We start from the raw sequence: 26,531 nt of genomic DNA, 5'->3' as shown, positions 1-26,531 counted from the left end.
ACGGACAGCGAGGTTGCGCATCAGGTGTTGTCCGGGCCTGATCAACACGCTTCAATGCGGGGTGACTTGGGGCGGGCACCACCGCACAGGGACGCGAGCGTCCCCCGCACGCCGACCGTGTGCCCCTCCGACCAGCGCGAACGGCCCGACCAGTCGTTGCGAGCACTCACAGAAAGGCCCCTGAATGCGGGACGGCACACAACACGCGGGCGATGCCACGGCGGAGCTGGAGACGGCCCTGCGGGGCGGCCCCTTCCATGTCGCCCTGCGCGCCGCGATCGCCACCCGTGGACTGCCGCTGCAGCGCGTCCAGCACCATCTGACGCGGTACGGGGTCAAGGTCGGCGTGACGAGCCTGAGTTACTGGCAGCAGGGCGCCCGGCGTCCACAGCGCCCCGAGTCGCTGCGGGCCGTGCGAGCCCTTGAGGAGATACTCCAACTGCCGGACGAGTCCCTGATCCGGCTGCTCGCGAAGGCCGACGAGCGCCCCGAGGCGGAGCGCGCCGCGGCCCGCTCGTACCGCTCCCTGGTGGAGGCCTCCGGCGCCCTGGAGAAGCTGCTGGCCGAGCTGGACTCACCGCTCGACGGCGGACTGCACACCATCGGCCACCACGAGCGTGTACGGATCGGCACCCGGCGCGAGCTGCTGGGACGCGACTCCCAGCACATCGTGCGCGCCCACAAGGAGGGCATCGACCGCTTCGTCGCCATCCACCACGGCGACCCGGGATGCGACCCGGAGCGCATGGCGGTGCACGCCCTGGAGAACTGCCGCACGGGACGCGTCCTCTGGCACCACGACACCGGTGTCCTCGTCGCCGAGTTGCTCTTCGACACACGGCTGCGCGCGGGCGACACCTTCCTGTTCCGCTACGGCGTCGAGGACGGCACGGCCGACGTGTGCGGTGAGTACGTCCGCGGGTTCGGCTTCTCCGGCGGGCAGTACGCCCTCCAGGTGCGCTTCGCCGAGGACACGCTGCCCGTGCGCTGCCACCGGTTCACCCAGCACTCGGCCGCGGCACCCCGGAGCGGCCGCCAGGAGCTGACACTGAGCGACCCCCACCGGTCGGTCCACGTGGTGGAGCAGCGGGTGCGGTCGGGGATCGTGGGGATCGGGTGGGACTGGGAGTGAGGGGCCGCCCCCGGAGCTCTTGACGTAAACGCTTACGTAAGCGTTTACGTGTCCCGCGGCATCGGGTACGGTCCGATCCGGGACGGCGCCCGACGCGGGCGTCGGCGAGGGCGAGGGGGGCTCACCCATGGCGACCATGGTCGATGTGGCCCGGAGCGCGGGCGTGTCCGTCGCGACGGTCTCACACGTACTCAACGACACCCGCCCGGTGCGGCCGGCCACCCGCCAGGCCGTGCTCGACGCCATCGACGAGCTCGGCTACACGCCCAACACCCTGGCCAGATCCCTCGTCACCTCGCGCACCCGGTCGATCGGGCTCGCGGTGTCGGCGATCAGCAACCCGTACTTCACGGAGATCCTTCAGGGTGTGGAGGCCGGTGCCCTGGAGCACGGCTACAGCCTGCTGATCGCGGACCCGCACGATGATCCGGTGCATGAGCGCAAGGTGGTCCAACTGCTGCACGAGCGGCGGGTGGACGGCATGCTCGTCGCACCGTCCGCGCATCCGGAGGAGCTGCTCGGCTATCTCGGGCGGCACGACGTCCCGACGGTGTTCCTGGACCGGCTGGTCGACGGCGGCCGGACGGCACCGGGTTTCGCCTTCGACCAGGTCTGCGCGGAGAACGCCGAGCCCGTCACGCTCCTGGTCAGGCATCTCGCCGAGCTGGGTCACAAGAGGATCGGCCTGGTCGCGGGCCTGCCGGGGCTCAGCACGACGAGTGAGCGGATCTCCGGCTACCGGCATGGCCTGGCGTACGCGGGGCTCCCGTACGACGAGCGGCTCGTGGTCCCCGGCAACTCCGAGGCGGCGGGCGCCGAGCGCGCGACCGACGCCCTGCTGTCCCTCCCGGCGCCGCCGACGGCACTGGTCACCGCCAACAACGCGATGACCATCGGCGCGCTGCGGGCCGTGCGCGAGAGGGGTCTGTCCGTGCCCGGCGACCTGGCCCTGTGCTGCTTCGACGACTTCTCCTGGGCGGACCTCTTCTCGCCCCGGCTCACCGCGATCTCCCAGCCCAGCAAGGAGATCGGTGCCCAGGCCGTACGGCTGCTGCTCGACCGGCTGGACTCCCCCGGCCGCGAGGCCCGTACGGTCCGGCTGCCCTCCGCGTTCGTGCACCGCACCTCGTGCGGCTGCCCCGAGAAAGGATCCGACTCGTGATCGTCGTCGCCGGTGAGGCCCTGATCGATCTGGTGCCGCGTGAGGCGGGCGCGCTCGCGGGGCTCGACCCGCGGCGCGGCGGCGGCCCCTACAACACGGCGGTGGCGCTGGGCCGGCTCGGCTCTCCCGCGGCCTTCTGTTCGCGGATCTCCGAGGACGCCTTCGGCGAGGCCCTGGTCGGCGGACTGCGCGAGGCGGGCGTCGACGTGTCGTCCGTACAGCGGGGCGCCGAGCCGACGACCCTCGCCGTCGCGTCGATCGGCGCGGGCGGTTCGGCCCGCTACTCCTTCTACGTCGAGGGCACCGCGGACCGGCTGTTCTCGGCGCCCTCCCAACTCCCGGACGGGACAAGGGCGGTGTCGTTCGGCACCTGCTCGCTCGTGCTGGAGCCGGGCGCGACGGCGTACGAGGAGCTGATGCGGATCGCGTCCGCGCAGGGTGTGTTCACCGCGCTCGACCCCAATATCCGCTCGGTGCTGATCCCGGACGCGGACGCCTACCGGGCCCGGTTCAAGAGCTGGCTGCCGTCGGTGTCGCTGCTCAAGCTGTCCGAGGAGGACGCGGAATGGCTCGGCGGTACTCCGCGCGAGTGGCTGGCCTCAGGCCCCTCCGCCGTGGTCGTCACGCGGGGCGCCGACGGGCTGACCGCCTTCACCCGTGACGGCGCGGAGTACGCCGTGCCGGGCGAACCCGTCGACGTGGTGGACACCATCGGCGCGGGCGACACGGTGAACGCGGCGCTGCTGCACGGCCTCGCCGCCCGCGACGCGCTCTCCGGGCCGGCGCTCGCGGGTCTGGGCGCCGACGGCTGGGCCGAGTTGCTGCGGTTCGCCGCCCGGGCCGCGGCGATCACCTGCTCACGGGCGGGCGCGGAGCCGCCGTACGCGCATGAGGTGGGCGTTTTCTGACGGGCATGAGTTGAGCTGCTGATTGTGCAACGCGCCGCGTCCCACGGGAACTTGAGTTTCCCGTGGGACGCGGCGCGTTGTGCGTGGCGTATGTACGCGTACATACGTACGCGTACGAACGAATCGGCTCAGGCCTTGCGGGCCCTCGTCGTCTTCTTCGCCGGGGTCGTCTTCTTCGTGACCGCGGCTGCCTTCTTGGTCGCCGCGTTGTTGGCGGCCTTTTCGGTGGTGGCCTTGGTGGTGGTCCTGGCGGTCGTGGTCTTGGCCGTCGCCGTCTTCTTCGCCGTCGACCTGGCGGCCACCGCCTTCTTGGCGGCCGTCCTGCGCGGGGCCTTCACCTCCGAGGCGTCGCTGACGCGCTCGGCGCCCAGGACCTCTCGCAGGAACTTGCCCGTGTGGCTGGCCGGAACCCCGGCGATCTCCTCGGGTGTGCCCTCCGCGATGACGAGGCCACCGCCGCCTCCGCCCTCGGGGCCCATGTCGACGACCCAGTCGGCCGTCTTGATGACGTCGAGGTTGTGCTCGATGACGATGACCGTGTTGCCCTTGTCGACCAGGCCGGACAGCACGGTGAGCAGCTTGCTGATGTCCTCGAAGTGCAGACCGGTGGTCGGCTCGTCGAGGACGTACACCGTGCGTCCGGTCGAGCGCTTCTGGAGCTCGCTGGCGAGCTTGACGCGCTGGGCCTCACCACCGGACAGGGTGGTCGCGGACTGGCCGAGCCGGACATAGCCGAGGCCGACGTCGTTCAGCGTCTTGAGGTGGCGGGAGATCGCCGGGACCGCCTCGAAGAAGTGCATGCCTTCCTCGATCGGCATGTTCAGGATGTCGGCGATGGACTTGCCCTTGTAGTGGACGTCCAGGGTCTCCCGGTTGTAGCGGGCACCGTGGCAGACCTCGCACGGGACGTACACGTCCGGGAGGAAGTTCATTTCGATCTTGATCGTGCCGTCGCCCGAGCAGTTCTCGCAGCGGCCGCCCTTGACGTTGAAGGAGAAGCGGCCGGGCAGGTAGCCGCGGACCTTCGCCTCGGTCGTCTCGGCGAACAGCTTGCGGACGTGGTCGAAGACCCCGGTGTACGTAGCCGGGTTCGACCGGGGGGTGCGGCCGATGGGCGACTGGTCGACGTGCACGACCTTGTCGACGAGGTCGTCGCCGTCCACGCGCGTGTGCCGCCCGGGAACGCTTCTGGCGCCGTTCAGCTCGCGGGCCAGGTGCGTGTACAGGATGTCGTTGACCAGCGTGGACTTGCCGGATCCGGAGACTCCCGTGACGGCCGTGAGGACGCCCAGCGGGAACGACACGTCGATGTCCTGCAGGTTGTTCTCGCGGGCGCCGTGCACCGTGAGCTGCCGGGACGGGTCGTGGGGGCGCCGGATGTCGGGCAGCGGGATGGCCTTCTTGCCGGACAGGTACTGACCGGTCATCGACTCGTCGTTGGCGAGCAGCTCCTTCAGGGAGCCGCTGTGCACGACCTTGCCGCCGTGCTCGCCCGCACCGGGGCCGATGTCGACGATCCAGTCGGCGACCTTGATGGTGTCCTCGTCGTGCTCGACGACGATGAGCGTGTTGCCCATGTCGCGCAGCCGGACCAGGGTCTCGATGAGCCGGTGGTTGTCACGCTGGTGCAGGCCGATGGAGGGCTCGTCCAGCACGTACAGTACGCCGACCAGGCCCGAGCCGATCTGGGTCGCGAGGCGGATGCGCTGGGCCTCGCCGCCGGACAGGGTGCCCGCGGCGCGGTTGAGCGACAGATAGTCCAGGCCTACGTCGACCAGGAACCGCAGTCGTTCGTTGACCTCCTTCAGGACGCGCTCGGCGATCTTCTTGTCGCGGGCGTCGAGCTTCAGCTCGCCCAGGAAGTCCGCGCAGTCGCTGATGGACATCGCGGAGACCTCGGCGATCGACTTCTCCATGACCGTGACCGCGAGGACGACCGGCTTGAGGCGCGTGCCCTGACAGGTGGGGCAGGGCACCTCGCGCATGTAGCCCTCGAAGCGCTCGCGGCTCGCGTCGCTCTCGGCCTCGCTGTGCCGGCGCTTCACGAAGGGGACGGCCCCTTCGAAGGGCGTGGTGTAGACACGCTCTCTGCCGTACCGGTTGCGGTAGCGGACCTCGATCTGCGTCTTGTGTCCGTGGATCAGTGCCTTCTTGGCGCGCTGCGGAAGACCGGCGAAGGGGATGTCGGTCCGGAATCCCAACGCGTCCGCGAGGGCTCCGATGAGGCGTCCGAAGTAGTCCTTGGTGTGGCCGTGCGACCAGGGGTGGATGGCGCCCTCGTCGAGGGACTTGTCCTCGTCCGGGACGATCAGCTCCGGGTCGACCTCCATGCGCGTGCCGATACCCGTGCAGTCCGGGCAGGCGCCGAAGGGGGAGTTGAAGGAGAAGGAGCGGGGCTCCAGCTCCTCGAAGGACAGGTCGTCGTACGCGCAGTACAGGTGCTCCGAGTACATGCGCTCGCGCTCGGGGTCGTCGGCGGGGAGGTCGACGAAGTCCAGCACCACCATGCCTCCGGAGAGACCGAGGGCGGTCTCCACGGAGTCGGTCAGCCGGCGCTTGGCGCCCTCCTTGACCGTGAGGCGGTCGATGACCACCTCGATGGTGTGCTTCTCCTGCTTCTTCAGCGTGGGCGGCTCGGTGAGCTGGATCGTCTCGCCGTCCACCCGGGCGCGGCTGTACCCCTTGGTCTGGAGATCGGAGAAGAGGTCGACGAACTCGCCCTTGCGCTCGCGCACCAGCGGCGACAGGACCTGGAAGCGGCTTCCCTCCGGCAGCTCCAGGACCTTGTCGACGATGGCCTGCGGCGACTGGCGTGTGATGGGGCGGCCGCACTCGGGGCAGTGCGGCTTGCCGATGCGCGCGAAGAGCAGACGCAGATAGTCGTAGACCTCGGTGATGGTGCCGACCGTCGAGCGCGGGTTGCGCGAGGTCGACTTCTGGTCGATGGAGACCGCCGGGGAGAGACCTTCGATGAAGTCGACATCCGGCTTGTCCATCTGGCCGAGGAACTGCCGGGCGTACGAGGAGAGCGACTCCACATAGCGCCGCTGGCCCTCGGCGAAGATCGTGTCGAAGGCCAGCGAGGACTTGCCCGACCCCGACAGGCCCGTGAAGACGATGAGCGAGTCGCGCGGGAGGTCGAGCGAGACATTCTTCAGATTGTGCTCGCGCGCTCCACGGACGATGAGACGGTCGGCCACGCCGGTCCGCACCTTTCTTGAGAGAAGTGACAGGGGCGAGGCCCCCGGCTTTTCAGACGACGGGGCCCCGTCTTTTTCAGACTAGAGGGAGCCACTGACAGCGCCGGTCTGGTTTCCCTCGTTCACAACAATCCCGGGCCCTCCAGCATGCCCGACGCCGCACCCGACCATATAGCACGTGCATTCGATTTACGGCGGCCGCCCGCAACCTTCACCCAAACGTGTGGCGGGACTATCGTCGGGCCCATGAACGATCATGTGCGCGACCTGGCGTCTGTACGTGACGCGACCGAGCGGCTCCTCACCGCAGTCGGCAAACTGGACAACGCCTCCGTGGCCGAGCCGTCACGGCTGCCCGGCTGGAGCCGCGGCCACGTCCTGGCCCACCTGGCCCGAAACGCGGACGCTCTCGTGAACGTCCTCGAAGGCCGACCGATGTATGTCTCCGGGGAGGCCCGGGACGCCGACATCGGGCGGGACGCCCCGCGCCCCCTGGAGACACAGCTCACCGATCTCCGCGAGAGCGCGGCCCGCTTCCAGGAGGCGGGGGCCGCGCCCGCGGACTGGTCCCGCACGGTGGAGCTGCGCAACGGAGTCACCGACTCGGCGTCCGGGGTGCCGTTCCGGCGCTGGATCGAGGTCGAGCTGCACCACGTCGATCTGGGGATCGGGTACGACCTGGAGGACCTCCCGGAGGAGTTCGTGGAGCGGGAGATCGTCTTCCTCACGGACCGCTTCGCCGGGCACCCCGAGGTGCCGCACACGCGTGTCACCGACGGCACGCGCGCGTGGAGCACGGGACGCGTCTCCGGAGACGGCGACCTGGAGCGGGCCGTGGGCACCGAGGGCGGCGCAGAACTGACTGTGACCGGCTCCGCGCCCGCTCTCCTCGGCTGGCTCGCGGGCCGCCGCGACGGGTCCGCGCTGAGCGTCGAAGGCGGTCCGCTGCCCGCACTCCCCCCGCTATAGGCTGAGCGCCATGACGTACAGCGGAGCGGTGACGGTCGGCGGCCCTGCAGATGTGCACGAGTTGCGGGACCTGATGATCTCCAAGGTCGCGGTCGGCCCGATGAACAACAACGCCTATCTGCTGCGCTGCCGGGCCACGGACGAGCAGCTGCTGATCGATGCGGCCAACGACGCCGCGACTCTCCTCACGCTGATCGGTGACGACGGCATCGCGTCCGTCGTCACCACGCATCAGCACGGCGACCACTGGCAGGCACTCGCGGAGGTCGTGACAGCCACGGGCGCGCGCACGTACGCGGGACGGGACGACGCCGAAGGCATCCCCGTACCGACGGACGTGCCCGTCCAGGACGGCGACACGATCCGGGTGGGCCGCGTGGAGCTGACCGCACGCCATCTGGTGGGGCACACGCCCGGCTCGATCGCCCTGGTCTACGACGACCCGCACGGGCACCCGCATGTGTTCACGGGGGACTGTCTCTTCCCGGGTGGTGTGGGCAACACGCGTAAGGACGCGAAGGCGTTCGCCAGTCTGATCCACGACGTCGAGACGAAGATCTTCGACGCGCTGCCGGACGAGACCTGGGTCTACCCGGGACACGGCGACGACACGACGCTGGGCGCCGAACGTCCGCACCTGCCGGAGTGGCACGCACGGGGCTGGTGAACCACACCCGACCGAAGGCTAATCGCCCATCGCCGGGCCGGAGTTGGTGAGGCGTCCGATGTCGGGTGTGCGGTCCCCGGCCGTGCGCGCCGGTGCGCGCCCCGTGTGAACAGAGCGCACACTCCGGTGCCCCGCACGCGCTCCCGGCGCACGGGGAGCGCGCGGTCCACTGGTAGCTGGTCCCGCACAGGATGACGGCTCCTGCGCGGACGGGTCGCCGGCCTTTCGATCCCCGCCCTCGGCCGGCGGCCCCGCCCTGGCGGCGGTGGCCGACGTCCGGCGGCCACCGCCCAGGACGTCGTGACGCCCTTGCGCCCACGAGTTCACAACATTGCAACACCAGTTCCCATCATGCGGACAGTTGCCCCTGTGACCTCGACAGACGGGCCTGCCCACTGCCACTCTCCCGCCATGCATCTTGCCCAACGCGCCTTGCGCCGCGCCGCGTCCACCGCCACCGTCGCTCTGCTCGCCGTCGCCGTCGGCTGCGCCCCGCAGCCCGAGGAGAAGGCCTCCGACAAGCCCTCCGGTTCCGGCGCCCAGGCGTGCGCCAAGGGTGAACTGGACACGGAAGTCTCCGGGAAGCTGACCATCGCGACCGACGAACCCGCGTACGAGCCGTGGTTCAAGGACGGCAAGCCGCTCAACGGCAAGGGCTTCGAGTCGGCCGTCGCGTACGCCGTGGCGAAGCAGCTCGGCTACGACAAGGGCGATGTCGTCTGGCAGAGCGTGCCCTTCAACAAGGCCTTCGCGCCCGGCGAGAAGACCTTCGACTTCGACATCAACCAGGTGTCGATCAGCGACGAGCGCAAGAAGGCCGTCGACTTCTCGTCCGGCTACTACGACGTGCGCCAGGCTGTCATCGCGCTGAAGGACTCCAAGGCCGCCAAGGCGAAGAGCATCGCCGACCTCAAGGGCGTGAAGCTGGGCGCCCAGGTCGGCACCACCAGCCTGGACTACATCAACGACGTGGTGAAGCCGACAGAGCAGCCGGCCGCGTACGCGAAGAACGACCAGGCCAAGTCCGCACTGAAGAACGGTCAGGTGGACGCCATCGTCGTCGACCTGCCGACCGCGTTCTACATCACCGCGGCCGAGGTGACGGACGCGAGGATCGTCGGACAGTTCGAGAACCAGGGCGGTACACCCGAGCAGTTCGGACTCGTCCTGGACAAGGGCAGCGCGCTCACCTCATGCGTGACGGACGCCGTGGACGCCCTGCGCGAGGACGGCACCCTCGCCGCCGTCGAGAAGCAGTGGCTGTCCGACGCCGTCGACGCGCCGGTCCTCAAGTGACGCTCGTGAAGGAGGAGTCGGGCGGAGAGCCGGAAGGAGACTCCGGCGAGGAAGAGGCGCACGAGGCGTACGTACCGTCGCGGCGGCGGATCGAGCGAGAGCGGTACAAGCGCTCCCGTGCCCGCCGCGCGACGGCGATCGCCGCGCTGTCCACCCTCGTGACCGGCATCGTCCTCTACCTCGTCGTCGTCAACGCGCCCGGCTGGCCGCGCACCAAGGAGACGTTCTTCAGCGCGCAGTACGCGCGCGAGGCGTTCCCCAAGGTCCTGGAAGGGCTGTGGCTGAACGTCCGGCTCCTGCTGGTGTGCGGCGCGGCGGTCCTCGTCCTCGGCATGCTGATCGCCGTCGCCCGCACCCTGCGCGGCCCGGTGTTCTTCCCGCTGAGGGCGCTGGCAGCCGCGTACACCGACTTCTTCCGCGGGCTGCCGCTGATCATCAACCTGATGATCGTGGTCCTGGGCGTGCCTGCGCTGCGGCTTCAGGGCATCACGGTCGATCCGGTGCTGCTCGGCGGGACGGCGCTCACCCTGACCTACTCGGCATACGTCGCCGAGGTGTTCCGCGCCGGCATCGAGTCGGTCCACCCCTCCCAGCGCGCCGCGGCCCGCTCGCTGGGGCTGAGCAACCGGCAGGCACTGCGGTACGTGGTGCTCCCCCAGGCCGTACGCCGTCAGGTGCCGCCGCTGCTCAACGACCTGGTCTCGCTGCAGAAGGACACCGGACTCGTCTCGATCGGCGGAGCCGTCGACGCCGTGCGCGCCGCGGACATCATCGTCGGCCGCAGCCTCAACTACACGCCGTACATCGTCGCGGGGCTGGTCTTCGTCGCGCTGACCATCCCGATGACCCGCTTCACCGACTGGGTCACGGCACGTATGGACCGGCGGCAGGCGCAGGGAGGGAGCATATGAGTGAGACGCCCAAGGACTCCGGCGTACCCGTGCTGCGGATGGAGGCCGTTCGCAAGACCTTCGGCGACTCGGTCGTCCTGCGTGACGTCGATCTGGAGGTCGCCCCGCACACGGTCACAGCGCTGATCGGAGCCTCGGGCTCGGGCAAGTCGACGCTGCTGCGCTGCGCGAATCTGCTGGAGGAGATCGACGACGGCGCGATCTGGCTGGACGACGAGGAGATCACCGACCCCCGGGCCGACCAGGACGCGGTGCGCCGCCGGATCGGCGTGGTCTTCCAGGCGTACAACCTCTTTCCGCACATGACGGTCCTGCAGAACATCACGCTGGCCCCGCGCCGCGTGCACGGCGTGGACCGCGCGGAGGCGGAGGCACACGCCCGTGAGCTGCTCGACCGGCTCGGGCTCGGTGCCAAGGCGGGCGAGTACCCGGACCGGCTGAGCGGCGGCCAGCAGCAGCGGGCCGCGATCGTCCGCGCCCTGGCCGTACGCCCCAGGCTGCTGCTCCTCGACGAGATCACCGCGGCCCTCGACCCGGAGCTGGTGGGTGAAGTCCTCGCTGTCGTGCGGGACTTGAAGGACGACGGCATGACCATGGTGCTGGCCACCCATGAGATGGGCTTCGCCCGCGACGTCGCGGACCAGGTCTGCTTCCTCGACGGCGGCGTCGTACTGGAACGGGGCACGGCCGAGGAGGTGTTCGGCGACCCGCGGGAGGAACGCACGCGGCGTTTCCTGCGCCGGATCGTGGAGGCTGGACGGCTGTAGTCGACGGCCTGGCGCGGCGCGGGTCGGGATTCGCGGCCCGGGGCGGACGTGGACGGCGTTCGGAAATCCTGGATCAAGGTCATGCGTCGATGGTGGCACCCGCCACTGACAATCGGCCGCCGTCCGCCCGGGGCCTCCCGTCAGGCCTCCGCCCGAGCCGCTCCCGCCAGCGCCGCGACCCGCTCGACCCCGAACACGTAACCCTGCACTCCGCAGCCCGCGATCACGCCGTCGGCGCGGAGCGAGACGTACGAGTGGTGGCGGAACTCCTCGCGCTTGTGGATGTTGGAGATGTGGACCTCCAGCACGGGCAGCCCGTCGCAGGTGTTCAGGGCGTCCAGGATCGCGACGGAGGTGTGCGAGTAGGCGCCCGGGTTGATCACGATGCCGGAGTGGCCGAGGCGTGCCTCGTGGATCCAGTCGACCAGCTCGCCCTCGTGGTTGGACTGGCGGAAGTCTACCGTGCCACCGTGCGCGGCCGCCGCCTTGGCGCACATCGCCTCGACGTCGGCGAGGGTGTCGGAGCCGTAGATCTCCGGCTGGCGCTGCCCGAGGAGGTTCAGGTTGGGGCCGTTCAGAATCATGATCGGGGCGTTGGCGAGGGTGCGGGGCACGGGTCCTCCGGTCCGGTCGGATGGCTCGGCCCGTTCAGGACCGCTGCTCAGACCCGGTTTATCACGGTGCGCCGACACCGGGACGGCCCCTACCCTCCCTCGCATGACGACTCCCGCGTACCCGCCCAAGCCCGTGCCCGGCGACCGGGTGGCCGTGATCTCGCCGTCCGCCGCGCTGCCGGGGATCCTTCCGCTCCCGTACGAGTTGGGCCTGGAGCGGCTGCGCAAGGAGTACGGCCTCGAACCGGTCGAGTATCCGGCGACCCGGAGGATGGGGTCGACGCCTCAGGAGCGGGCCGACGACATCCACGCGGCCTTTGCCGATCCGGACGTCAAGGCTGTCATGGCGTCGATCGGCGGTGACGACCAGATCACCGTGCTGCCGCTGCTGGACCGGGAGTTGATCCACGCCAACCCGAAGCCGTTCTTCGGGTACAGCGACAACACGTGCCTGCTGGCGTACCTGTGGAACACGGGAATCGTCGGCTACCACGGCGCGAGCGTGATGGGCGAGCTGGGCCGGCCCGGCGCCATGGACCCGCTGACCGCCGAATCCGTACGCGCGGCTCTCTTCAGCTCGGGCGAGTACGAACTGCGTCCTGCGGAGCGGTGGCGCGACGTCGACCGCGACTGGGCGGACCCGGCGACCTTCGCGTCGGAACCGGAGACCCGGCCCGGCACCGGATGGACCTGGGTCAACGCCGACCGGGTGGTGGAGGGCCGCAGTTGGGGCGGCTGTCCGGAGATCCTGGCCTGGCTGCTGATGGCCGACCGGGAGATCCCGCGCGACCTCTCCGTCCACGACGGCGGCGTGCTCTTCCTGGAGACCTCGGAGGAACTGCCCAGCGCCGAGGAGGTGTTCCGCGTCCTGCGGAACATGGGCGAGCGCGGACTGCTCCAGCGCTTCTCCGCACTCCTGATGGGCCGGCCCAAGACGTGGTCCTTCGAACGCCCCAACAGCCCTGAGGAGGGCGCCCGTTACGCGACGGAACAGCGCGAGGCCGTGTTGCGCGCCATGGAGGCGTACGCCCCCGACGCCACCGTGGTCCTCGACGTGGATCTCGGGCACACCGACCCGCAGATCGTCATCCCCTACGGAGGAGTGATCCGCGTGGACGGCCCCGCCCGGCGCATCACGGTGACCTACTGAGGCCACTGGGCCCCCACGCGCCCCCGTAACCCTTGGTGACCGTGGGTAGTTGACGCGGCATGCACCGTGCACGCACAGTAAAGCCCCCTTCCATGCCGCGGCTCGCGGCGGCCTCGCTCGCGGGGACGGCCATCGAGTTCTACGACTTCTTCGTCTACGGGACGGCGGCCGCGCTCGTCCTGGGCCCGCTCTTCTTCCCCACGTTCTCGCCGGTGGCGGGGACACTGGCGGCCTTCGGGACGTTCGGAGTCGGGTTCGTGGCGCGGCCGTTGGGCTCGGTCCTGTTCGGGCACATCGGGGACCGGCACGGACGACGGCCCGTTCTCGTCCTCTCCTTGTTGCTGACCGGCGCGGCGACCGTCGCGGTCGGCTGCGTACCGACGTACGACTCCATCGGTACGGCCGCTCCCGTGCTGCTCCTTGTGCTGCGTTTTCTGCAGGGGCTGGGGCTCGGCGGGGAGTGGGGCGGGGCGGTGCTGCTGACCGCGGAGCACGCTCCGGCCGACCGGCGCGGGTTGTGGTCGAGCTTCCCGCAGATCGGGCCCGCGGTGGGGTTCGTCCTCGCCAACGGGGTGATGCTGGTGCTGTCGGCGGCCCTCTCCGACGCACAGTTCGCGAGCTGGGGATGGCGGGTGCCGTTCTGGGCGGCGGGCGTGCTCGCGGCGGCGGGGCTGTGGCTGCGCTCCTCCCTGACGGAGAGCCCCCAGTTCCTCGAACTGCGCGAGCACGCGCGCGTGCCGCTCGCCGAGGTCGTGCGCGAGCACTGGCGGCTCGTCCTGCTGACGGCGGGGGCGCTCGCGATCGGATACGCGGTGTTCTACGCGGTGACGACCTGGTCCCTCGCCTACGCGACCGAGCGGCTCGGGGTGAGCCGTACGGTCATGCTGGCCTGCATCATGGGGGCCGTCGTGGTGAAGGGCGCGCTGACTCCGTTGGTGGCGATTCTCGGCGACCGCTACGGACGGCGGCCGCTGTGTCTGGCGGGCTGCGCTGCCACCGCCCTGTGGATGTTCCCGATGATCGCGCTGCTGTCGACGGGCGAGCCGCTGCTGATGTTCCTCGGATTCCTGGTCGCGCTGATCGCGTTCGTGACGATGTTCGGCGTGATCGCCGCGTATCTGCCGGAGCTGTACGAGCCTCGGGTGCGGTGCACCGGTGCGGCCGTGGGCTACAACCTGGGCGGTGTGCTCGGGGGTGCGCTCACGCCGATCGTGGCCACGGCGGTCGCCGAGCAGAGCGAGCGGGTTCCCTGGGGCGTGGCCGCCTATCTGACGGGCATCGCACTGCTCAGCCTGGGGTGCTTCGCGTTGCTGCCGGAGACTCGGCCGGTGGCTGTTGTGGCTACGGAGCCGGCGACGGGGTGAAACGGGCACAGGGTACGCCGGGCGGGGGCTCGCGTAGACGCTTACGTAAGCGTCTACGCGAGCCCGCGAGCCCGCGAGCCCGCGAGTCCGCGAGTCCGCGAGCCCGCGAGTCCGCGAGCCCGCGAGTCCGCGAGCCCGCGAGTCCGCGAGTCCGCGAGTCCGCGGAGCTCCGCCGATACGCCCACGAGCTCGAAGGGCAGGTTCGGTGGCGACTGCGGGCCGTTGTGGCTGGTCGCGCAGTTCCCCGCGCCCCTTCGGGGCCCAGGCCCCGACTTCTACGGGTTGATCGCGAGTTCCAAGTACGCCGCGAACAGGACCAGGTGGACGCCGCCCTGGAGTGGGGTGGCGCGGCCGGGGACCACGGTGAGGGAGCTGACCACCGCGGTCAGGGCGAGCAGGACCATGTGGGTGGCGCCGAGGCCGAGGACGAGCGGGCCGGAGAGCCAGATGGAGGCGACAGCCACGGCGGGGATGGTGAGGCCGATGCTGGCCATCGCCGAGCCGAGGGCGAGGTTGAGGCTGGTCTGCACCCGGTCGCGGTGGGCGGAGCGCAATGCGGCGATCGTCTCGGGGAGCAGGACGAGGAGGGCGATGATCACGCCGACCACGGAGTGCGGCATCCCGGCCGCCTCGACCCCGGACTCGATGGTGGGCGACACGCCCTTCGCGAGACCGACCACGCCGACGAGGGCCAGGCCCAGGAGTCCCAGGCTGATGCCCGCGCTTCTGGAGGACGGGGCGTCGGCATGGTCGTCGGCGTCGATGACCTCGCCCTGCCGGGTGATGGGCAGGAAGTAGTCGCGGTGCCGCACGGTCTGGGTCGCCACGAACAGGCCGTAGAGGACGAGCGAGGACAGGGCGGCGAAGGTGAGCTGGGCCGTGGAGAACTCGGGGCCCAGCTTGCTGGTGGTGAAGGTCGGCAGCACCAGGCTGAGCGTGGCCAGCGTCGCGACGGTGGCGAGGGCTGCGCCGGTGCCCTCCGCGTTGAAGACGGCGAGCCCGTGCCGCAGTGAGGCGACGAGCAGGCTGAGGCCGACGATGCCGTTGCAGGTGATCATCACGGCCGCGAAGACGGTGTCGCGGGCGAGTGTGGAGCTCTTGTCGCCGCCGTCCGCCATCAGGGTGACGATCAGCGCGACCTCGATGATCGTGACGGCGACGGCGAGGACCAGTGAGCCGAAGGGTTCGCCGACCCGGTGCGCGACGACCTCGGCGTGGTGGACGGCTGCCAGCACGGCCCCGGCCAGTACCAGCGTCACCACGGCGACGACGGCGCCGGGCAGATCGCGGCCCCAGGTGAAGACCAGCAGGACGACCGCCAGCGCGGGCACGACGGCCGTCCACTGCGTCACGAGTGACCGGAGCCGAACGATCATGCAGCGATCGTCGCAGAGGTGAACGGGACCCGCACTCCGGTCGCACGGGCCCCGTTCACGGAACGCATGGGCTACTTGAGCGGGCCCATTTCCCGCACGTCGCAGTTGGTGTAGACGCGCTCACCGACGCACAGCGCGCCCAGTTGCTCGGCCAGCTTGGACGTCTCGGGGTCGTCGCTGTTGCTCATGGCCTCCTCGTACGAATCGAACTCGATCAGGGCCAGATAGCGGCGGGGGTTGTCGCGGTCCTGCAGGAGCACGCGGTGCGTGGGCCCACCCGGCTTGCCGGCGTTGCGCTCCCCGGCCTGCTGGAGCAGCTGCTGCATCTCGTCCAGGCGCTCGGTCTCGAAGTCGATGATCTGCACGAACTTCATCGGTGTCTCCATCCGGCCACGGCGTCCCCGGGCCGGGAAACGCGCTCAGTAGACAAGCAAGCACCGGGAGCGGTGGTCGGCAATTCGCCGCGGGCCGCTCCCGGTGCTGGTTGTTTCTACGTCCGACGTGGTCAGGCCTCGATGCTGTCCTTCGGAGCGCCTTCGTCGTCGCTCTGCGCCGCCTCGGCCGCCGCCTGCTTCTTGGAGGCCATCAGGCTGGTGATCGTGGTGACCACCAGGACCGCGCAGATCACGCCGAGGGAGACCGGGATGGAGATCTCCGGGACGTGGACGCCGGACTCGTGCAGCGCGTGCAGCACCAGCTTGACGCCGATGAAGCCGAGGATCACCGACAGGCCGTAGCTGAGGTGGACCAGCTTCCTCAGGAGTCCGCCGATCAGGAAGTACAGCTGCCGCAGACCCATCAGCGCGAACGCGTTGGCCGTGAAGACGATGTACGGGTCCTGCGTCAGGCCGAAGATCGCCGGGATCGAGTCGAGTGCGAAGAGCACGTCGGTGGTGCCGATCGCCAGCATGACGACCAGCATCGGCGTCATGACTCGCTTGCCGTTCTGCTGGATCCACAGCTTGGTGCCGTGGTAGCGGTCGGCGACTCCGAAGCGCTTCTCGGCGGCCTTGAGGAGCTTGTTCTCCTCCCAGTCCTCGTCCGACTCGTCGGCCCGGGCCTCCTGGATCAGCTTCCAGGCGGTGTAGATGAGGAACGCGCCGAAGATGTAGAACACCCACGCGAAGCTCGCGAGGATCGCGGCGCCCGCGGCGATGAATATCGCGCGCAGGACGAGGGCTATGAGCACACCGACCAGCAGCACCCGCTGCTGGTACTGGGACGGCACCGAGAACTTCGCCATGATCAGGACGAAGACGAAGAGGTTGTCGACGCTCAGCGACTTCTCGGTGATGAAGCCGGCGAAGAACTCTCCCGAGGGCTGGCCTCCGGAGAAGACGAGCAGTCCGAGGCCGAACAGCCCGGCCAGGACGATCCAGACGATCGTCCAGATTCCGGCTTCCTTGATTGATACGTCGTGCGGCTTGCGGCCGATGAAGAAATCGACCGCGATGAGGGCGGCAAGGCCCACGATCGTCAGGACCCAAAGGGTCACGGAAACATCCACTGCGCCTCCGGCAGTACGTAACGGCAAGTGTCAGCGTCGTCGCTGCCGGAGGTCTCTTCCACCCGATGCAGGTGGGGCGCGCGATGCGCCCGGTGCACTCGGGCCGACGCCCCGGGATCTGGCCAGATCCGTATTGACGGGTACGCCGCAGTAGGTAGGGAGTACTCCCCTCCGCACGGACGACAGTACCCCAATCACCAAGGAAAGGTAAAGAGATTAGTAAAAGAAGAGCCAAAAGCGCTGGTCAGGCGACTTGAAGAACTCTTGGTAAAGGGTGCGCGGAGCCTCAGCGGTTCCAGGAGCGGCGGGCCGCCGCGACCTGGGTGAGGACGTGCTGGAGCACCTGGCTGCCCGGGGGGACGCGCGAGGGATCGTAGGTCCACGCGTGCCCGACCCACGGGTCGGCCAGGTGGTCGTCGGGCGTGGGCGTGAGCCGGAGCAGCGAACGCCACAGCGGGTCGAGCAGCGGCCCGTAGGCGGTGGCGTCCTCCCGGTCGGCGACCAGCATGAGGTGGACGCCGACGGCCGGGCCCTCGTCCGCGAGATAGCGCAGCCGGGTCACAGCACGGTCGTCGAAACCGTGCGGGAAGTCGTTGACGATCAGCAGTTGCTCGGCCGTGTCGAGGTCGGGCGGCAGGGAGTCGGCCGCGCCGCCGCGGATCGCCATCTGTACGAGATCGACGCGCTGCGTGAGCCGGGCCAGCACGTCGGTCACCCCGGCGGCACCGGCGGCCGGCGGGCCGTTGAGCACACCGGCCTGCACGAGAGGCGCGAGGGAGGAGGCGCCGGAGCCCGCCGGGTCGATGACATGCAGCGTGTACTCGCCTGCCGGATAGACGGCGAGGAGCCGGGCCGCGATCGCCACAGCGGTGTCCATACCAAGGCGGCGCAGGTCGTCGGAGTCGGCGATCGAACCGTCGAAGGATCCGGAGCGTCCGCTGTCGATCCACAGACCGCGCTCCAGCGGCAGCCGCACCAGCATCGGAATGCTCAGGCCCGCGCTCTCGGGCAGGTGGAGGTCGCCCAGGCGCAGGGCCATGGGGATCTCCATCGGGACCCGGTAGCCGTGCCAGACGGGGTTGTCCCAGCGTGCGAAGGCGGGCGGGAGTGCGGGCTCGACGACCTCCGCCTCGGCGGTGAGCTGGGCGAGGTCGCGGTCGAGGGCCTCCCTGGCCCGGTCGATCAGCTGGGAGTGCTTGGCGCGGGCGGCCTCACGCGCCGCGTCGCCCTGGCCGCCGATGCGGCTGCGCGGGTCGGACAGGACCTTGTCGAGCTCCTGCTCCATACGCGACTCGGCGAAGTCGACCGCACTGCGGTACGCGGCCGTGGCGCGGGCCAGGTCCTCGAACATGCCCCACACCTGGTTGTACAGGCGCTCCTCCATCGACCAGCCGGTCGCGTCGCCCGCGACGGGCTGCGCGGGCTGTCCCGGCTGGGCCGGGGGCGCTGTCGGCGGGGGCGGCGGAGGCGCGGCGGCCTGCCGTCCCGGGTGGCTGTAGTCGACAGGGCCTCCGGCACCGGCGGGCTGGGTGACCGCGGACGGGTCAGGCTGCCCGGGTCCTCCGGGGTGGCCGCCCTGCGGTGTGGCGTGACCGGGAGTGCCGGACGCCGTGTGTCCCGGCCCGCCCGGGTGTCCGTGCTGCGGCGATACGTGGCCGGGGGCGCCCTGGGGCGTGGCTCCGCCCTGGTTCTGACCCAGTGCCGGGGTCGCGGCGTGCCGCGAGCGGTCGCCCTCCGACGTCCGCGGCGGAGGTGCGGCCACCGACCGGGCGAGGCCCTGGGCAACCGCGTCGTTGATGCTGCCCGCGAGTTGACGGGCCTCGGGCAGGCCCTGGTCGGCGAGGAGTTCGGCGAGGCCGCCCGCGTATCCCTGGCCCACGGCGCGGACCTTCCAGGCACCCTGCCTGCGGTAGAGCTCCAGTGCGACGACGGCCGACTCCGCGTCGAGTCCTGTGATCGTGTAGCTGGCGACCTCGGAGCCGTCGAGTCCGGTGACCGCGACGAAGGGCGCGGCGACGGAGCCGAACCTGAGCGGCCCGCTGCCTCCGGACGGCAGCGCGAGCAGCACGCTGACCCGGTGCACGGACTCGGGCAGGGCGTCCAGGTCGCACGCGAGGCGGTGGTCCGCCGCCGCCTGCTTGGAGACCTCCAGACCGGGCAGAGTGGGTGAGCCCGGGTGGGCCACCCACTCGACACCGTGCACCGTGCCCTGTTCGTCGCTGAGCGTGGCCCCGGCCACGATCGGTTTTCCGGCCGACACCCGGATCTCAAGTCGGGCCTGGGGCAGCGGGTGGTTCTGCCCCCGGACCAGCTCAGCCGTCATCGCCTTCGTTCCCCCTATGTACTCGTGCGCCGGGTGCCGGGCTGCCTACAGGTGCGGCAGGATCGCCGGCATCAGGTCCTGGAAGGTGCGGCCGTTGGCCGGCGTACCGAGAGCGGTCATCTGCCAGCCCGCGCCCGCGCGGTGGACCTTCGCCATGATCTGCGCCGTGTACTGGCCGCCGCCGGCCAGCGTGTAACGGGCCAGCTCCTGGCCGTTGGTCTCGTCGACCAGGCGGCAGAACGCGTCCTGCACCTCCTGGAAGGTCTGGCCCGTGAACGAGTTCACGGTGAAGACGATCTGGTCGATGTGGACCGGGATGCGCGCGAGGTCGACGAGGATCGCCTCGTCGTCGCCGCCCTGGCCAACGCCGCCGACGAGGTTGTCACCGGTGTGGCGCACGGAGCCGTCGTCGCTGACGAGGTGGCGGAAGAACACCACGTCGACCGGCTGCTTGTCCGCGAACAGCACGGCGGACGCGTCGAGGTCGATCTCACGGGTGCGAGAGCCGAACAGGCCACGTCGCGGGGCGGCCTGCCAGCCGAGCCCCATGCGGACCGCGGTCAGCGTGCCTCCGTCGTTCTTCTGCAGACTGATGGCCTGACCCTTGGTCATGTTGACCGTCACGCGCTGTTCCCCTCTCGAACTGTCCCCTGTTGCCGCAGAGTCCTGCGGTTGACCAGCAACCCTACGCAGAGCCACTGACAGCGCCGAACCCTGGTGCACACTTTGTGTCGGTCTTGCAACACAGCGCGCCACTCCGGGTGTCAGGCGATGCCGGCTTCCTTCATCTGTCGCAGTTCCTTCTTCATCTCCGAGACCTCGTCACGCAACCTCGCGGCGATCTCGAACTGCAGGTTCGCGGCGGCCGCGCGCATCCGCTCCGTCATCTCCTCGATCTGCTCGGCGAGTTCCGCCGCGGGCCGGTCGGTCGGGACGGTCTCCTTGGCCTTGCCCTTGGCGGACTTGGCGCCCTTGGCCGCCTTTCCACCGAGCGCGGGCACGGGGGCCTTGGCGCCCTTGCCGTCCGACGACTTGCGGTAGCCCGAGCCGAGCAGCTGTTCCGTGTCGACGTCCTCGCGGGCGATCTGCGCCACGATGTCGTTGATCTTCTTGCGGAGGGGCTGCGGGTCGATGCCCCTCTCCGTGTTGTACGCGACCTGCTTCTCCCGGCGGCGGTTGGTCTCCTCGATGGCCTTCTCCATCGCCGGGGTGATCTTGTCGGCGTACATGTGGACCTGACCGGACACGTTGCGGGCGGCGCGGCCGATGGTCTGGATCAGGGAGGTGCCGGAGCGCAGGAAGCCCTCCTTGTCGGCGTCGAGGATCGACACCAGGGAGACCTCGGGCAGGTCGAGGCCCTCCCTGAGGAGGTTGATTCCGACGAGGACGTCGAACTCGCCGGCCCGCAGCTCGCGCAGCAGTTCGACACGGCGCAGGGTGTCGACGTCACTGTGCAGATAGCGGACCTGGATGCCCAGTTCGAGGAAGTAGTCGGTGAGGTCCTCGGCCATCTTCTTGGTGAGGGTGGTGACCAGGACGCGCTCGTCCTTCTCGGTGCGCTTGCGGATCTCGTGCACCAGGTCGTCGATCTGGCCCTCGGTGGGCTTGACGACGACCTCGGGGTCGATGAGGCCGGTGGGGCGGATGATCTGCTCGACGAAGCCGTCGCCGCGCGAGAGCTCGTACTTGCCCGGTGTCGCCGACAGGTAGACGGCCTGGCCGATGCGCTCCTGGAACTCCTCCCACTTCAGGGGGCGGTTGTCCAGGGCGGACGGCAGCCGGAAGCCGTGGTCGACGAGGGTGCGCTTGCGGGAGGCGTCGCCCTCGTACATCGCGCCGATCTGCGGGACCGTGACGTGCGACTCGTCGATGACGAGCAGGAAGTCGTCCGGGAAGTAGTCGATCAGTGTGTTCGGCGGGGAGCCCGGCTCGCGGCCGTCGAAGTGCATCGAGTAGTTCTCGACGCCCGAGCAGGAGCCGATCTGGCGGAGCATTTCGAGGTCGTACGTCGTGCGCATCCGCAGGCGCTGGGCCTCCAGGAGCTTGCCCTGCTTCTCCAGCTCCGAGAGGCGCTCGCCCAGTTCCTTCTCGATGTCGTTGGCGGCGCGCTCCAGGCGCTCGGGCCCCGCGACGTAGTGCGTGGCCGGGAAGATGTACAGCTGCTGGTCGTCGCTGATGATCTCGCCGGTGAGGGGGTGCAGCGTGGAGAGGGCCTCGATCTCGTCGCCGAACATCTCGATGCGGACGGCCAGCTCCTCGTAGACCGGGAAGATCTCGATGGTGTCGCCGCGCACGCGGAACGTGCCGCGGGTGAAGGCCAGGTCGTTGCGCGTGTACTGGATGTCGACGAAGCGGCGCAGGAGGTCGTCCCGGTCGATCTCGTCGCCGATCTTGAGGTTGACCATGCGGTCCACGTACTCCTGCGGCGTACCCAGGCCGTAGATGCAGGAGACCGAGGCGACGACGACAACGTCCCGGCGGGTGAGCAGCGAGTTGGTCGCGGAGTGGCGCAGGCGCTCCACCTCCTCGTTGACCGAGGAGTCCTTCTCGATGTAGGTGTCCGACTGCGGGACGTACGCCTCGGGCTGGTAGTAGTCGTAGTACGAGACGAAGTACTCGACGGCGTTGTTCGGCAGCAGCTCGCGGAACTCGTTGGCCAGCTGGGCGGCCAGCGTCTTGTTCGGTGCCATCACGAGGGTGGGGCGCTGGAGCTTCTCGATCATCCACGCGGTGGTGGCGGACTTGCCGGTGCCGGTCGCGCCGAGCAGGACCACGTCCTTCTCACCTGCGCGGATACGCCGCTCGAGGTCGGCGATGGCAGCGGGCTGGTCGCCGCTGGGCTGGTAGGGGCTGACGACCTCGAAGGGCGCCACCGTGCGTTCGATCTTGGATACGGGCCGCATGGGTTCCACCGTACGACCCCGCACTGACAACCGGGTCGCGTCACCAGTTCTGCGGGGTGCGGGAGCCGGTGCGCCTGGAGCTCCGGCGGCGCTGGCCGGGCACGGACCGGCGGCCGGTGTGGCGGACTGTGTGGGCCGGGATGCCGGGCTTCTGCTCGGCGGGGCTCCAGTCGGGCTTGCCCATGACCATCAGCGGGTCGAACATCACGACGACGCCGGCCAGCAACAGGAAGGCCAGCGGGCCGATCATCAGGGGGGCCAGCAGGGTCGCGGGCGAGTCCCCGGACGGGGTGCTGGCGGCGCCGTGCAGATGGACGTTGAGGGCGGCCATGCCGGTGTAGTGCATGCCGCTGACGGCAAGCCCCATGACGAGGCTCGCGCCCACGCTCCACATGAAGCCGCGGACCTGACCTGCCGCCCACAGGGCCGCGATCGCGGCGACGACGGCTATGACGACCGAGGCGGAAACGGTGAAGGTGTTGTACTCGAGCTTTCCGTTGAGTCGCATTCCGGCCATACCCAGGTAGTGCATCGAGGCGATACCCAGGCCGGTGATGGTGCCCCCTGTGAACAGGGCCGTTCCGGAGGCTCCCTTGTAGCCGACGATGAAGATTCCGATGCCGACCATGACGATCGCGACGCCGAGGCTCGCGAACGTCGTCAGTTTGTCGTAGCGGATCGGGGTTCCCTGGACGGAGAAACCCATCATCGCGATGAAGTGCATGGTCCATATGCCGGAACCGATCGCCGCCGATCCGAGGGCGAGCCAGCCCGGTCGCCAGGAGCGGGTGACGAGCATCGATCTCGTGGTGCAGCGCAGGCCCAGCGCTCCACCGAGGCAGGCCATCAGATACGCCACCAGCGGCGTGACGAGTCCGTAGCTGAATCCGTCGATCGTGCCCTGCATGCGCGGTTGCCCTTCCGCCCTGTTGAGTCCCGGAAATTCGTGAGATGCCCCGTCCCAGGACCGCCACGGCGGTCAGGGTTGACGCAGAGAGTATGACTCGCCCCGGAACGCTCGAACGATTTTCCGGCAAAGAATCACGGCCTTGCCGCACTTGTGCGGCACGCGTGATCGGACATGGGCAACTCCATTCAATCTGTGGCCATCCTGCACCCCCCTACTGTTGACCCTCTGCTGTCACTCTAGGACGGTCCGTGAACACAGACGCAAGGAGTACGCATGCACGCGCGCGCTGCCGCCGCCACGACCACCGCGCTCCTGGGAGCCGCTGTCGTTGTTCTCCCCGCACCCACCGCCCACGCCGCGCCGGACACCGACCGGACTCAGGTGATCGCCCACCGCGGCGCCTCGGCCTACGCCCCCGAGAACACCCTGGCCGCCATCGACAAGGCCGACGACCTAGGGTTCCGCTGGGTCGAGAACGACGTCCAGCGCACCAAGGACGGCGAGCTCGTGGTGATCCACGACGACAGCCTGACCCGCACGACCGACGTCGAGGAGGTCTTCCCCGGGCGGGCGCCCTGGAAGGTCAAGGACTTCACCGCCGCGGAGATCGCGCGCCTCGACGCGGGCAGCTGGTTCAGCCCCCGGTTCGCGGGCGCGCGCGTACCGACCCTGACGCAGTACATGAACCGGGTTTCACGCAATCACCAGAAACTCGTCCTGGAGATCAAGAATCCCGCGCTCTACCCGGGCATCGAGCGGGAGACCCTCAAGGTCCTCAGCAACGAGGGCTGGCTCGGTCCGGCCCACGTTCGGAGCAAGCTGGTCGTACAGAGTTTCAGCGCGGACAGCATTCGGGCGGTGCACGCGCTGCGGCCCGACATCAAGACGGGTTTCCTGGGTACGCCGCCGGTCGCGGAGCTGCCCGCGTACGCGCAGTTCGCCGACCAGATCAACTCGTCGCACACGACGATCTCCCTCGGCTACGTCACCGCGATCCACGCGCTCGAAGGGCCGCACGGCAAGCCGCTGGAGATCTCCACCTGGACCGTCGACACCGCGGCGGACGCACGGCGCGTCGAGGGCTTCGGCGTGGACGGCGTCATCACGAACAAGCCGGACGTGGTGCGGGAGGCGCTGAACGAGCGCTGAACCCGCCTTCACCAGCTCCCGCCGGTGGCACGGACGCTCGCATGCGTCCGTGCCACCGGCGTTGTCAGTGGTGCGCCGTACCGTGGAGCGCATGGACAGCCATGGGCAGAACGAGCAGCGAGTGGTGTGGACCGTCGTCGACAGCGACATCGGTCCGCTGCTGCTGGCCGCGACCGGCGAAGGCCTGGTCAGCGTCGGTTTCCACGCCACGGACGCGGTGTGCGACAAGACCCTCGACCGGCTCGGATCCCGGTTCGGCACCGAGCCCGTCGAGGCACCGGAGTCCCCGCTCCTGGCCGAGGCGATACGCCAGATCGCGGCGTACTTCGCGGGCGAGCGCAAGGACTTCGAGCTGCCGCTGGACTGGTCCCTGATCTCCGGGTTCAACCGCCAGGTGCTGCGCGAGCTGGCGTCCGGCGTTCGGTACGGCTCCGTGGTGGGGTACGGCGACCTGGCCCGGCGGGTCGGCCAGCCGGGGGCGGCCCAGGCCGTGGGCATGGCCATGGCTGCCAATCCACTGCCGGTCGTCGTGCCGTGCCACCGGGTGGTGGAGAGTGACGGCGGGATCGGCGGGTTCGGGGGCGGCCTGGAGACCAAGCGGAAGCTGCTGGCGCTGGAAGGCGTGCTGCCAGAGCCGTTGTTCTGAGGGTGCCTCGGTGCTGAAGGTGCCTGCGGGAAGGGTGCCTGGGGGGAAGGCGCCTCCGTGCTGAGGGGTGTCTCGAAGCGCTCGGCCGTGGGGGCGCGGTCGCTGTTGTCGTGAAGGTGTCCTGAGCTCAGGACAAGGGGGAGGATGCGCCGGTGACCACATCGATCACGCGCGGGCATGTGCCCGAAATGGTGCGGGCCGCAGGACCAGGCGCAGTATGCCCGTTCGGCTGCGACGCCCCGGGCCGGTCTCGGTGACCGCCGTCGAGCGGCCGGTCGCCGGGCCTGTCGACGCGGAGGCACTGCCGGCCCTGCGGCGCCGGATATCCGCGGTTCTCGTCGCCAGCCAGATCCTCGGCGGGCTCGGTGTGGCCACGGGCATCGCGCTCGCGGTCGTACTGGCCCAGGAGGTCGCCGGCACCGAGTCGCTGGCCGGGCTGGCGCCCACCGCGACGGTCACGGGGACGGCCGTGCTCTCCGTGCCACTCGCCGCGCTGATGACCGCGCGCGGCCGTCGGCCGGGGCTCGTGCTGGCGTACCTCATCGGAGCGTTGGGGGCGGGGATCGTCGTGGTCGCCGCGGGGATGAACAACTTTCCGCTGCTGCTGCTCGGCATGGCGGGGTTCGGCGCGGCCTCGTCCGCGAATCTGCAGGCGCGCTTCGCGGCAGCGGACCTGGCCGAGCCGCAGCGGCGGGCACGGGCCATCTCGAACGTCGTGTGGGCCACGACGATCGGCGCGGTCCTCGGCCCCAACATCGCCGCGCCCGCCGGCCGCAGCGTCTCCGGGCTCGGCATACCGGAGGCGGCGGGACCGTTCCTCTGGGCGGCCGGGGTCTTCCTCATATCGGCGCTCCTGGTCGCGGTGCTGCTGCGGCCCGACCCGCTGCTCACCGCGCGTGCGCTGGCGCCGGTCGAGGAGCAGTCCCCCGCCGCGCGTTCCATACGGGCGGGGGCGGCCGCCGTCCGGGCCTCGCCGCGGGCCCGGCTGGCCCTGGTGACCGTGGCCGTCTCGCACACGGCGATGGTGTCGGTGATGTCGATGACGCCGGTCGATCTCGGTCACCACGGCGCGAGCATCGATCTGATCGGGCTGGTCATCAGCATCCACATCGCGGGCATGTTCGCGTTCTCGCCCGTCATGGGACGGCTGTCCGACCGGTTCGGGCGGCTGCCGGTGATCGGTCTTGCCGTGGGGCTGCTGGCCTGCGCGGCGCTGCTCGCGGGCACGGCGGGCGCCAGTCACACGCAGACCGCCGTCGGGCTCTTCGTCCTGGGTCTCGGCTGGTCGGCCGGTCTCGTCTCCGGCTCCGCGCTCCTGACGGACTCCGTGCCGCAGCCCGCGCGCGCCGCCGCACAGGGGCTGTCCGACCTGACCATGAACACGGCGGCGGGACTCGGCGGCGCGGCGGCCGGCCTCGTCGTCGCCCAGGCGAGCTACGGCTGGCTGAACCTCGTCGCCGCCTGTCTGCTGTTGCCGCTCGGCGCCCTGGCGCTGTTCACCCGGGGCCGGACCGCCACATCGTGACGTACGCACGGAGACCCGCGCGAAGGCTGGCCGGAACGGTGCGGCGGTAGCA

At 70.0% G+C, this 26,531-nt stretch carries 22 protein-coding genes; 13 read left to right on the top strand and 9 right to left on the bottom strand.

What is annotated here, in order from left to right:
• Positions 1 to 184: 184 nt before the first annotated feature.
• The 3 genes from QF035_RS38710 to QF035_RS38700 all read left to right on the top strand — a co-directional run bounded on the left by QF035_RS38710 (position 185) and on the right by QF035_RS38700 (position 3,202).
• The gene (locus tag QF035_RS38710) at positions 185 to 1,132 is read left to right on the top strand and encodes a hypothetical protein (RefSeq protein WP_307525718.1); all 948 of its coding nucleotides are present in this window, start codon (positions 185 to 187) and stop codon (positions 1,130 to 1,132) included.
• A 127-nt stretch (positions 1,133 to 1,259) separates the two neighbouring features.
• Complete coding sequence (locus QF035_RS38705) at positions 1,260 to 2,294, top strand: LacI family DNA-binding transcriptional regulator (protein WP_307525716.1); 1,035 nt, start codon at positions 1,260 to 1,262, stop codon at positions 2,292 to 2,294.
• Positions 2,291 to 3,202 carry a carbohydrate kinase family protein gene (locus QF035_RS38700; protein WP_307525715.1) on the top strand — a complete coding sequence of 304 codons (912 nt, stop codon included), beginning with the start codon at positions 2,291 to 2,293 and terminating at the stop codon, positions 3,200 to 3,202. The genes QF035_RS38705 and QF035_RS38700 overlap by 4 nt, the downstream gene beginning before the upstream one ends.
• Positions 3,203 to 3,330: 128 nt before the next feature.
• Here QF035_RS38700 and uvrA read toward each other — a convergent pair whose 3' ends face one another.
• The gene (uvrA, locus tag QF035_RS38695; protein ID WP_307525713.1) at positions 3,331 to 6,402 is read right to left on the bottom strand and encodes an excinuclease ABC subunit UvrA; all 3,072 of its coding nucleotides are present in this window, start codon (positions 6,400 to 6,402) and stop codon (positions 3,331 to 3,333) included.
• Between the two features lie 246 nt (positions 6,403 to 6,648).
• Here uvrA and QF035_RS38690 point away from each other — a divergent pair, with 246 nt between their 5' ends.
• The 5 genes from QF035_RS38690 to QF035_RS38670 all read left to right on the top strand — a co-directional run bounded on the left by QF035_RS38690 (position 6,649) and on the right by QF035_RS38670 (position 11,012).
• Positions 6,649 to 7,371 carry a maleylpyruvate isomerase family mycothiol-dependent enzyme gene (locus QF035_RS38690; RefSeq protein WP_307525712.1) on the top strand — a complete coding sequence of 241 codons (723 nt, stop codon included), beginning with the start codon at positions 6,649 to 6,651 and terminating at the stop codon, positions 7,369 to 7,371.
• 10 nt (positions 7,372 to 7,381) lie between these two features.
• Positions 7,382 to 8,038: an MBL fold metallo-hydrolase gene (locus QF035_RS38685; protein ID WP_307525711.1), complete on the top strand. Its 657-nt coding sequence runs from the start codon at positions 7,382 to 7,384 to the stop codon at positions 8,036 to 8,038.
• Between the two features lie 411 nt (positions 8,039 to 8,449).
• Complete coding sequence (locus QF035_RS38680; protein WP_307525710.1) at positions 8,450 to 9,334, top strand: ABC transporter substrate-binding protein; 885 nt, start codon at positions 8,450 to 8,452, stop codon at positions 9,332 to 9,334.
• Positions 9,331 to 10,245 (top strand): amino acid ABC transporter permease, encoded by a 915-nt coding sequence (locus QF035_RS38675; protein ID WP_307525709.1) that lies wholly within the window; start codon positions 9,331 to 9,333, stop codon positions 10,243 to 10,245. The genes QF035_RS38680 and QF035_RS38675 overlap by 4 nt, the downstream gene beginning before the upstream one ends.
• Positions 10,242 to 11,012 (top strand): amino acid ABC transporter ATP-binding protein, encoded by a 771-nt coding sequence (locus tag QF035_RS38670; RefSeq protein ID WP_307525707.1) that lies wholly within the window; start codon positions 10,242 to 10,244, stop codon positions 11,010 to 11,012. The genes QF035_RS38675 and QF035_RS38670 overlap by 4 nt, the downstream gene beginning before the upstream one ends.
• A 140-nt stretch (positions 11,013 to 11,152) precedes the next feature.
• On the opposite strand, the gene aroQ is transcribed toward QF035_RS38670, so the two are convergent.
• Complete coding sequence (gene aroQ / locus QF035_RS38665) at positions 11,153 to 11,626, bottom strand: type II 3-dehydroquinate dehydratase (protein ID WP_269653502.1); 474 nt, start codon at positions 11,624 to 11,626, stop codon at positions 11,153 to 11,155.
• A gap of 103 nt (positions 11,627 to 11,729) precedes the next feature.
• Between aroQ and QF035_RS38660 the strand changes: the two genes are divergently transcribed.
• Positions 11,730 to 12,776, top strand: a complete 1,047-nt coding sequence (locus tag QF035_RS38660; protein WP_307525704.1) for a S66 family peptidase — start codon at positions 11,730 to 11,732, stop codon at positions 12,774 to 12,776.
• Between the two features lie 59 nt (positions 12,777 to 12,835).
• Positions 12,836 to 14,140 carry an MFS transporter gene (locus QF035_RS38655; protein WP_307525702.1) on the top strand — a complete coding sequence of 435 codons (1,305 nt, stop codon included), beginning with the start codon at positions 12,836 to 12,838 and terminating at the stop codon, positions 14,138 to 14,140.
• A 275-nt stretch (positions 14,141 to 14,415) separates the two neighbouring features.
• Here the strand turns inward: QF035_RS38655 and QF035_RS38650 are convergent, their stop codons facing one another.
• From QF035_RS38650 to QF035_RS38620, 7 genes are all read right to left on the bottom strand, one after another.
• Positions 14,416 to 15,516 carry a calcium:proton antiporter gene (locus QF035_RS38650; protein WP_307525700.1) on the bottom strand — a complete coding sequence of 367 codons (1,101 nt, stop codon included), beginning with the start codon at positions 15,514 to 15,516 and terminating at the stop codon, positions 14,416 to 14,418.
• A gap of 71 nt (positions 15,517 to 15,587) precedes the next feature.
• The gene (locus QF035_RS38645; protein WP_307525698.1) at positions 15,588 to 15,890 is read right to left on the bottom strand and encodes a hypothetical protein; all 303 of its coding nucleotides are present in this window, start codon (positions 15,888 to 15,890) and stop codon (positions 15,588 to 15,590) included.
• Between the two features lie 131 nt (positions 15,891 to 16,021).
• On the bottom strand, positions 16,022 to 17,023 hold the full coding sequence (locus QF035_RS38640) for a TerC family protein (protein WP_189840446.1): 1,002 nt from the start codon (positions 17,021 to 17,023) through the stop codon (positions 16,022 to 16,024).
• Between the two features lie 286 nt (positions 17,024 to 17,309).
• Positions 17,310 to 19,346, bottom strand: coding sequence for a TerD family protein (locus tag QF035_RS38635; RefSeq protein ID WP_307525696.1), 2,037 nt, complete (start codon positions 19,344 to 19,346; stop codon positions 17,310 to 17,312).
• Positions 19,347 to 19,391: 45 nt separating this feature from the next.
• Complete coding sequence (locus tag QF035_RS38630; RefSeq protein WP_055615261.1) at positions 19,392 to 19,970, bottom strand: TerD family protein; 579 nt, start codon at positions 19,968 to 19,970, stop codon at positions 19,392 to 19,394.
• Between the two features lie 140 nt (positions 19,971 to 20,110).
• Complete coding sequence (gene uvrB / locus QF035_RS38625; protein ID WP_307525694.1) at positions 20,111 to 22,249, bottom strand: excinuclease ABC subunit UvrB; 2,139 nt, start codon at positions 22,247 to 22,249, stop codon at positions 20,111 to 20,113.
• 40 nt (positions 22,250 to 22,289) lie between these two features.
• Positions 22,290 to 23,156, bottom strand: coding sequence for an MHYT domain-containing protein (locus QF035_RS38620; protein WP_307525692.1), 867 nt, complete (start codon positions 23,154 to 23,156; stop codon positions 22,290 to 22,292).
• A 276-nt stretch (positions 23,157 to 23,432) separates the two neighbouring features.
• Between QF035_RS38620 and QF035_RS38615 the strand changes: the two genes are divergently transcribed.
• The 3 genes from QF035_RS38615 (at position 23,433) to QF035_RS38605 (ending at position 26,479) form a co-directional block, all read left to right on the top strand.
• A complete protein-coding gene (locus QF035_RS38615; protein ID WP_307525690.1) occupies positions 23,433 to 24,308 on the top strand; it encodes a glycerophosphodiester phosphodiesterase in 876 nt (291 codons plus the stop codon).
• Positions 24,309 to 24,399: 91 nt separating this feature from the next.
• Positions 24,400 to 24,954 carry a methylated-DNA--[protein]-cysteine S-methyltransferase gene (locus QF035_RS38610; RefSeq protein WP_307525689.1) on the top strand — a complete coding sequence of 185 codons (555 nt, stop codon included), beginning with the start codon at positions 24,400 to 24,402 and terminating at the stop codon, positions 24,952 to 24,954.
• A 217-nt stretch (positions 24,955 to 25,171) separates the two neighbouring features.
• A complete protein-coding gene (locus tag QF035_RS38605) occupies positions 25,172 to 26,479 on the top strand; it encodes an MFS transporter (protein WP_307525687.1) in 1,308 nt (435 codons plus the stop codon).
• Positions 26,480 to 26,531 lie beyond the last annotated feature (52 nt).

The sequence above is a fragment of the Streptomyces umbrinus genome (assembly GCF_030817415.1).
Lineage (GTDB): Bacteria > Actinomycetota > Actinomycetes > Streptomycetales > Streptomycetaceae > Streptomyces > Streptomyces umbrinus_A.
This window is presented reverse-complemented; position numbering and strand designations above follow the sequence as displayed.

What these genes read in the sequence shown, in the direction of transcription:
- QF035_RS38610 (WP_307525689.1), top strand. Translation starts at nt 24,400, where the DNA reads ATGGACAGCCATGGGCAGAACGAGCAGCGAGTGGTGTGGACCGTCGTC.
- QF035_RS38705 (WP_307525716.1), top strand. Translation starts at nt 1,260, where the DNA reads ATGGCGACCATGGTCGATGTGGCCCGGAGCGCGGGCGTGTCCGTCGCG.
- QF035_RS38615 (WP_307525690.1), top strand. Translation starts at nt 23,433, where the DNA reads ATGCACGCGCGCGCTGCCGCCGCCACGACCACCGCGCTCCTGGGAGCC.
- QF035_RS38680 (WP_307525710.1), top strand. Translation starts at nt 8,450, where the DNA reads ATGCATCTTGCCCAACGCGCCTTGCGCCGCGCCGCGTCCACCGCCACC.
- QF035_RS38685 (WP_307525711.1), top strand. Translation starts at nt 7,382, where the DNA reads ATGACGTACAGCGGAGCGGTGACGGTCGGCGGCCCTGCAGATGTGCAC.
- QF035_RS38670 (WP_307525707.1), top strand. Translation starts at nt 10,242, where the DNA reads ATGAGTGAGACGCCCAAGGACTCCGGCGTACCCGTGCTGCGGATGGAG.
- QF035_RS38635 (WP_307525696.1), bottom strand. Translation starts at nt 19,346, where the DNA reads ATGACGGCTGAGCTGGTCCGGGGGCAGAACCACCCGCTGCCCCAGGCC.
- QF035_RS38710 (WP_307525718.1), top strand. Translation starts at nt 185, where the DNA reads ATGCGGGACGGCACACAACACGCGGGCGATGCCACGGCGGAGCTGGAG.
- QF035_RS38660 (WP_307525704.1), top strand. Translation starts at nt 11,730, where the DNA reads ATGACGACTCCCGCGTACCCGCCCAAGCCCGTGCCCGGCGACCGGGTG.
- QF035_RS38620 (WP_307525692.1), bottom strand. Translation starts at nt 23,156, where the DNA reads ATGCAGGGCACGATCGACGGATTCAGCTACGGACTCGTCACGCCGCTG.
- uvrB (WP_307525694.1), bottom strand. Translation starts at nt 22,249, where the DNA reads ATGCGGCCCGTATCCAAGATCGAACGCACGGTGGCGCCCTTCGAGGTC.
- QF035_RS38645 (WP_307525698.1), bottom strand. Translation starts at nt 15,890, where the DNA reads ATGAAGTTCGTGCAGATCATCGACTTCGAGACCGAGCGCCTGGACGAG.
- QF035_RS38690 (WP_307525712.1), top strand. Translation starts at nt 6,649, where the DNA reads ATGAACGATCATGTGCGCGACCTGGCGTCTGTACGTGACGCGACCGAG.
- QF035_RS38655 (WP_307525702.1), top strand. Translation starts at nt 12,836, where the DNA reads ATGCACCGTGCACGCACAGTAAAGCCCCCTTCCATGCCGCGGCTCGCG.
- QF035_RS38605 (WP_307525687.1), top strand. Translation starts at nt 25,172, where the DNA reads ATGCCCGTTCGGCTGCGACGCCCCGGGCCGGTCTCGGTGACCGCCGTC.
- QF035_RS38650 (WP_307525700.1), bottom strand. Translation starts at nt 15,516, where the DNA reads ATGATCGTTCGGCTCCGGTCACTCGTGACGCAGTGGACGGCCGTCGTG.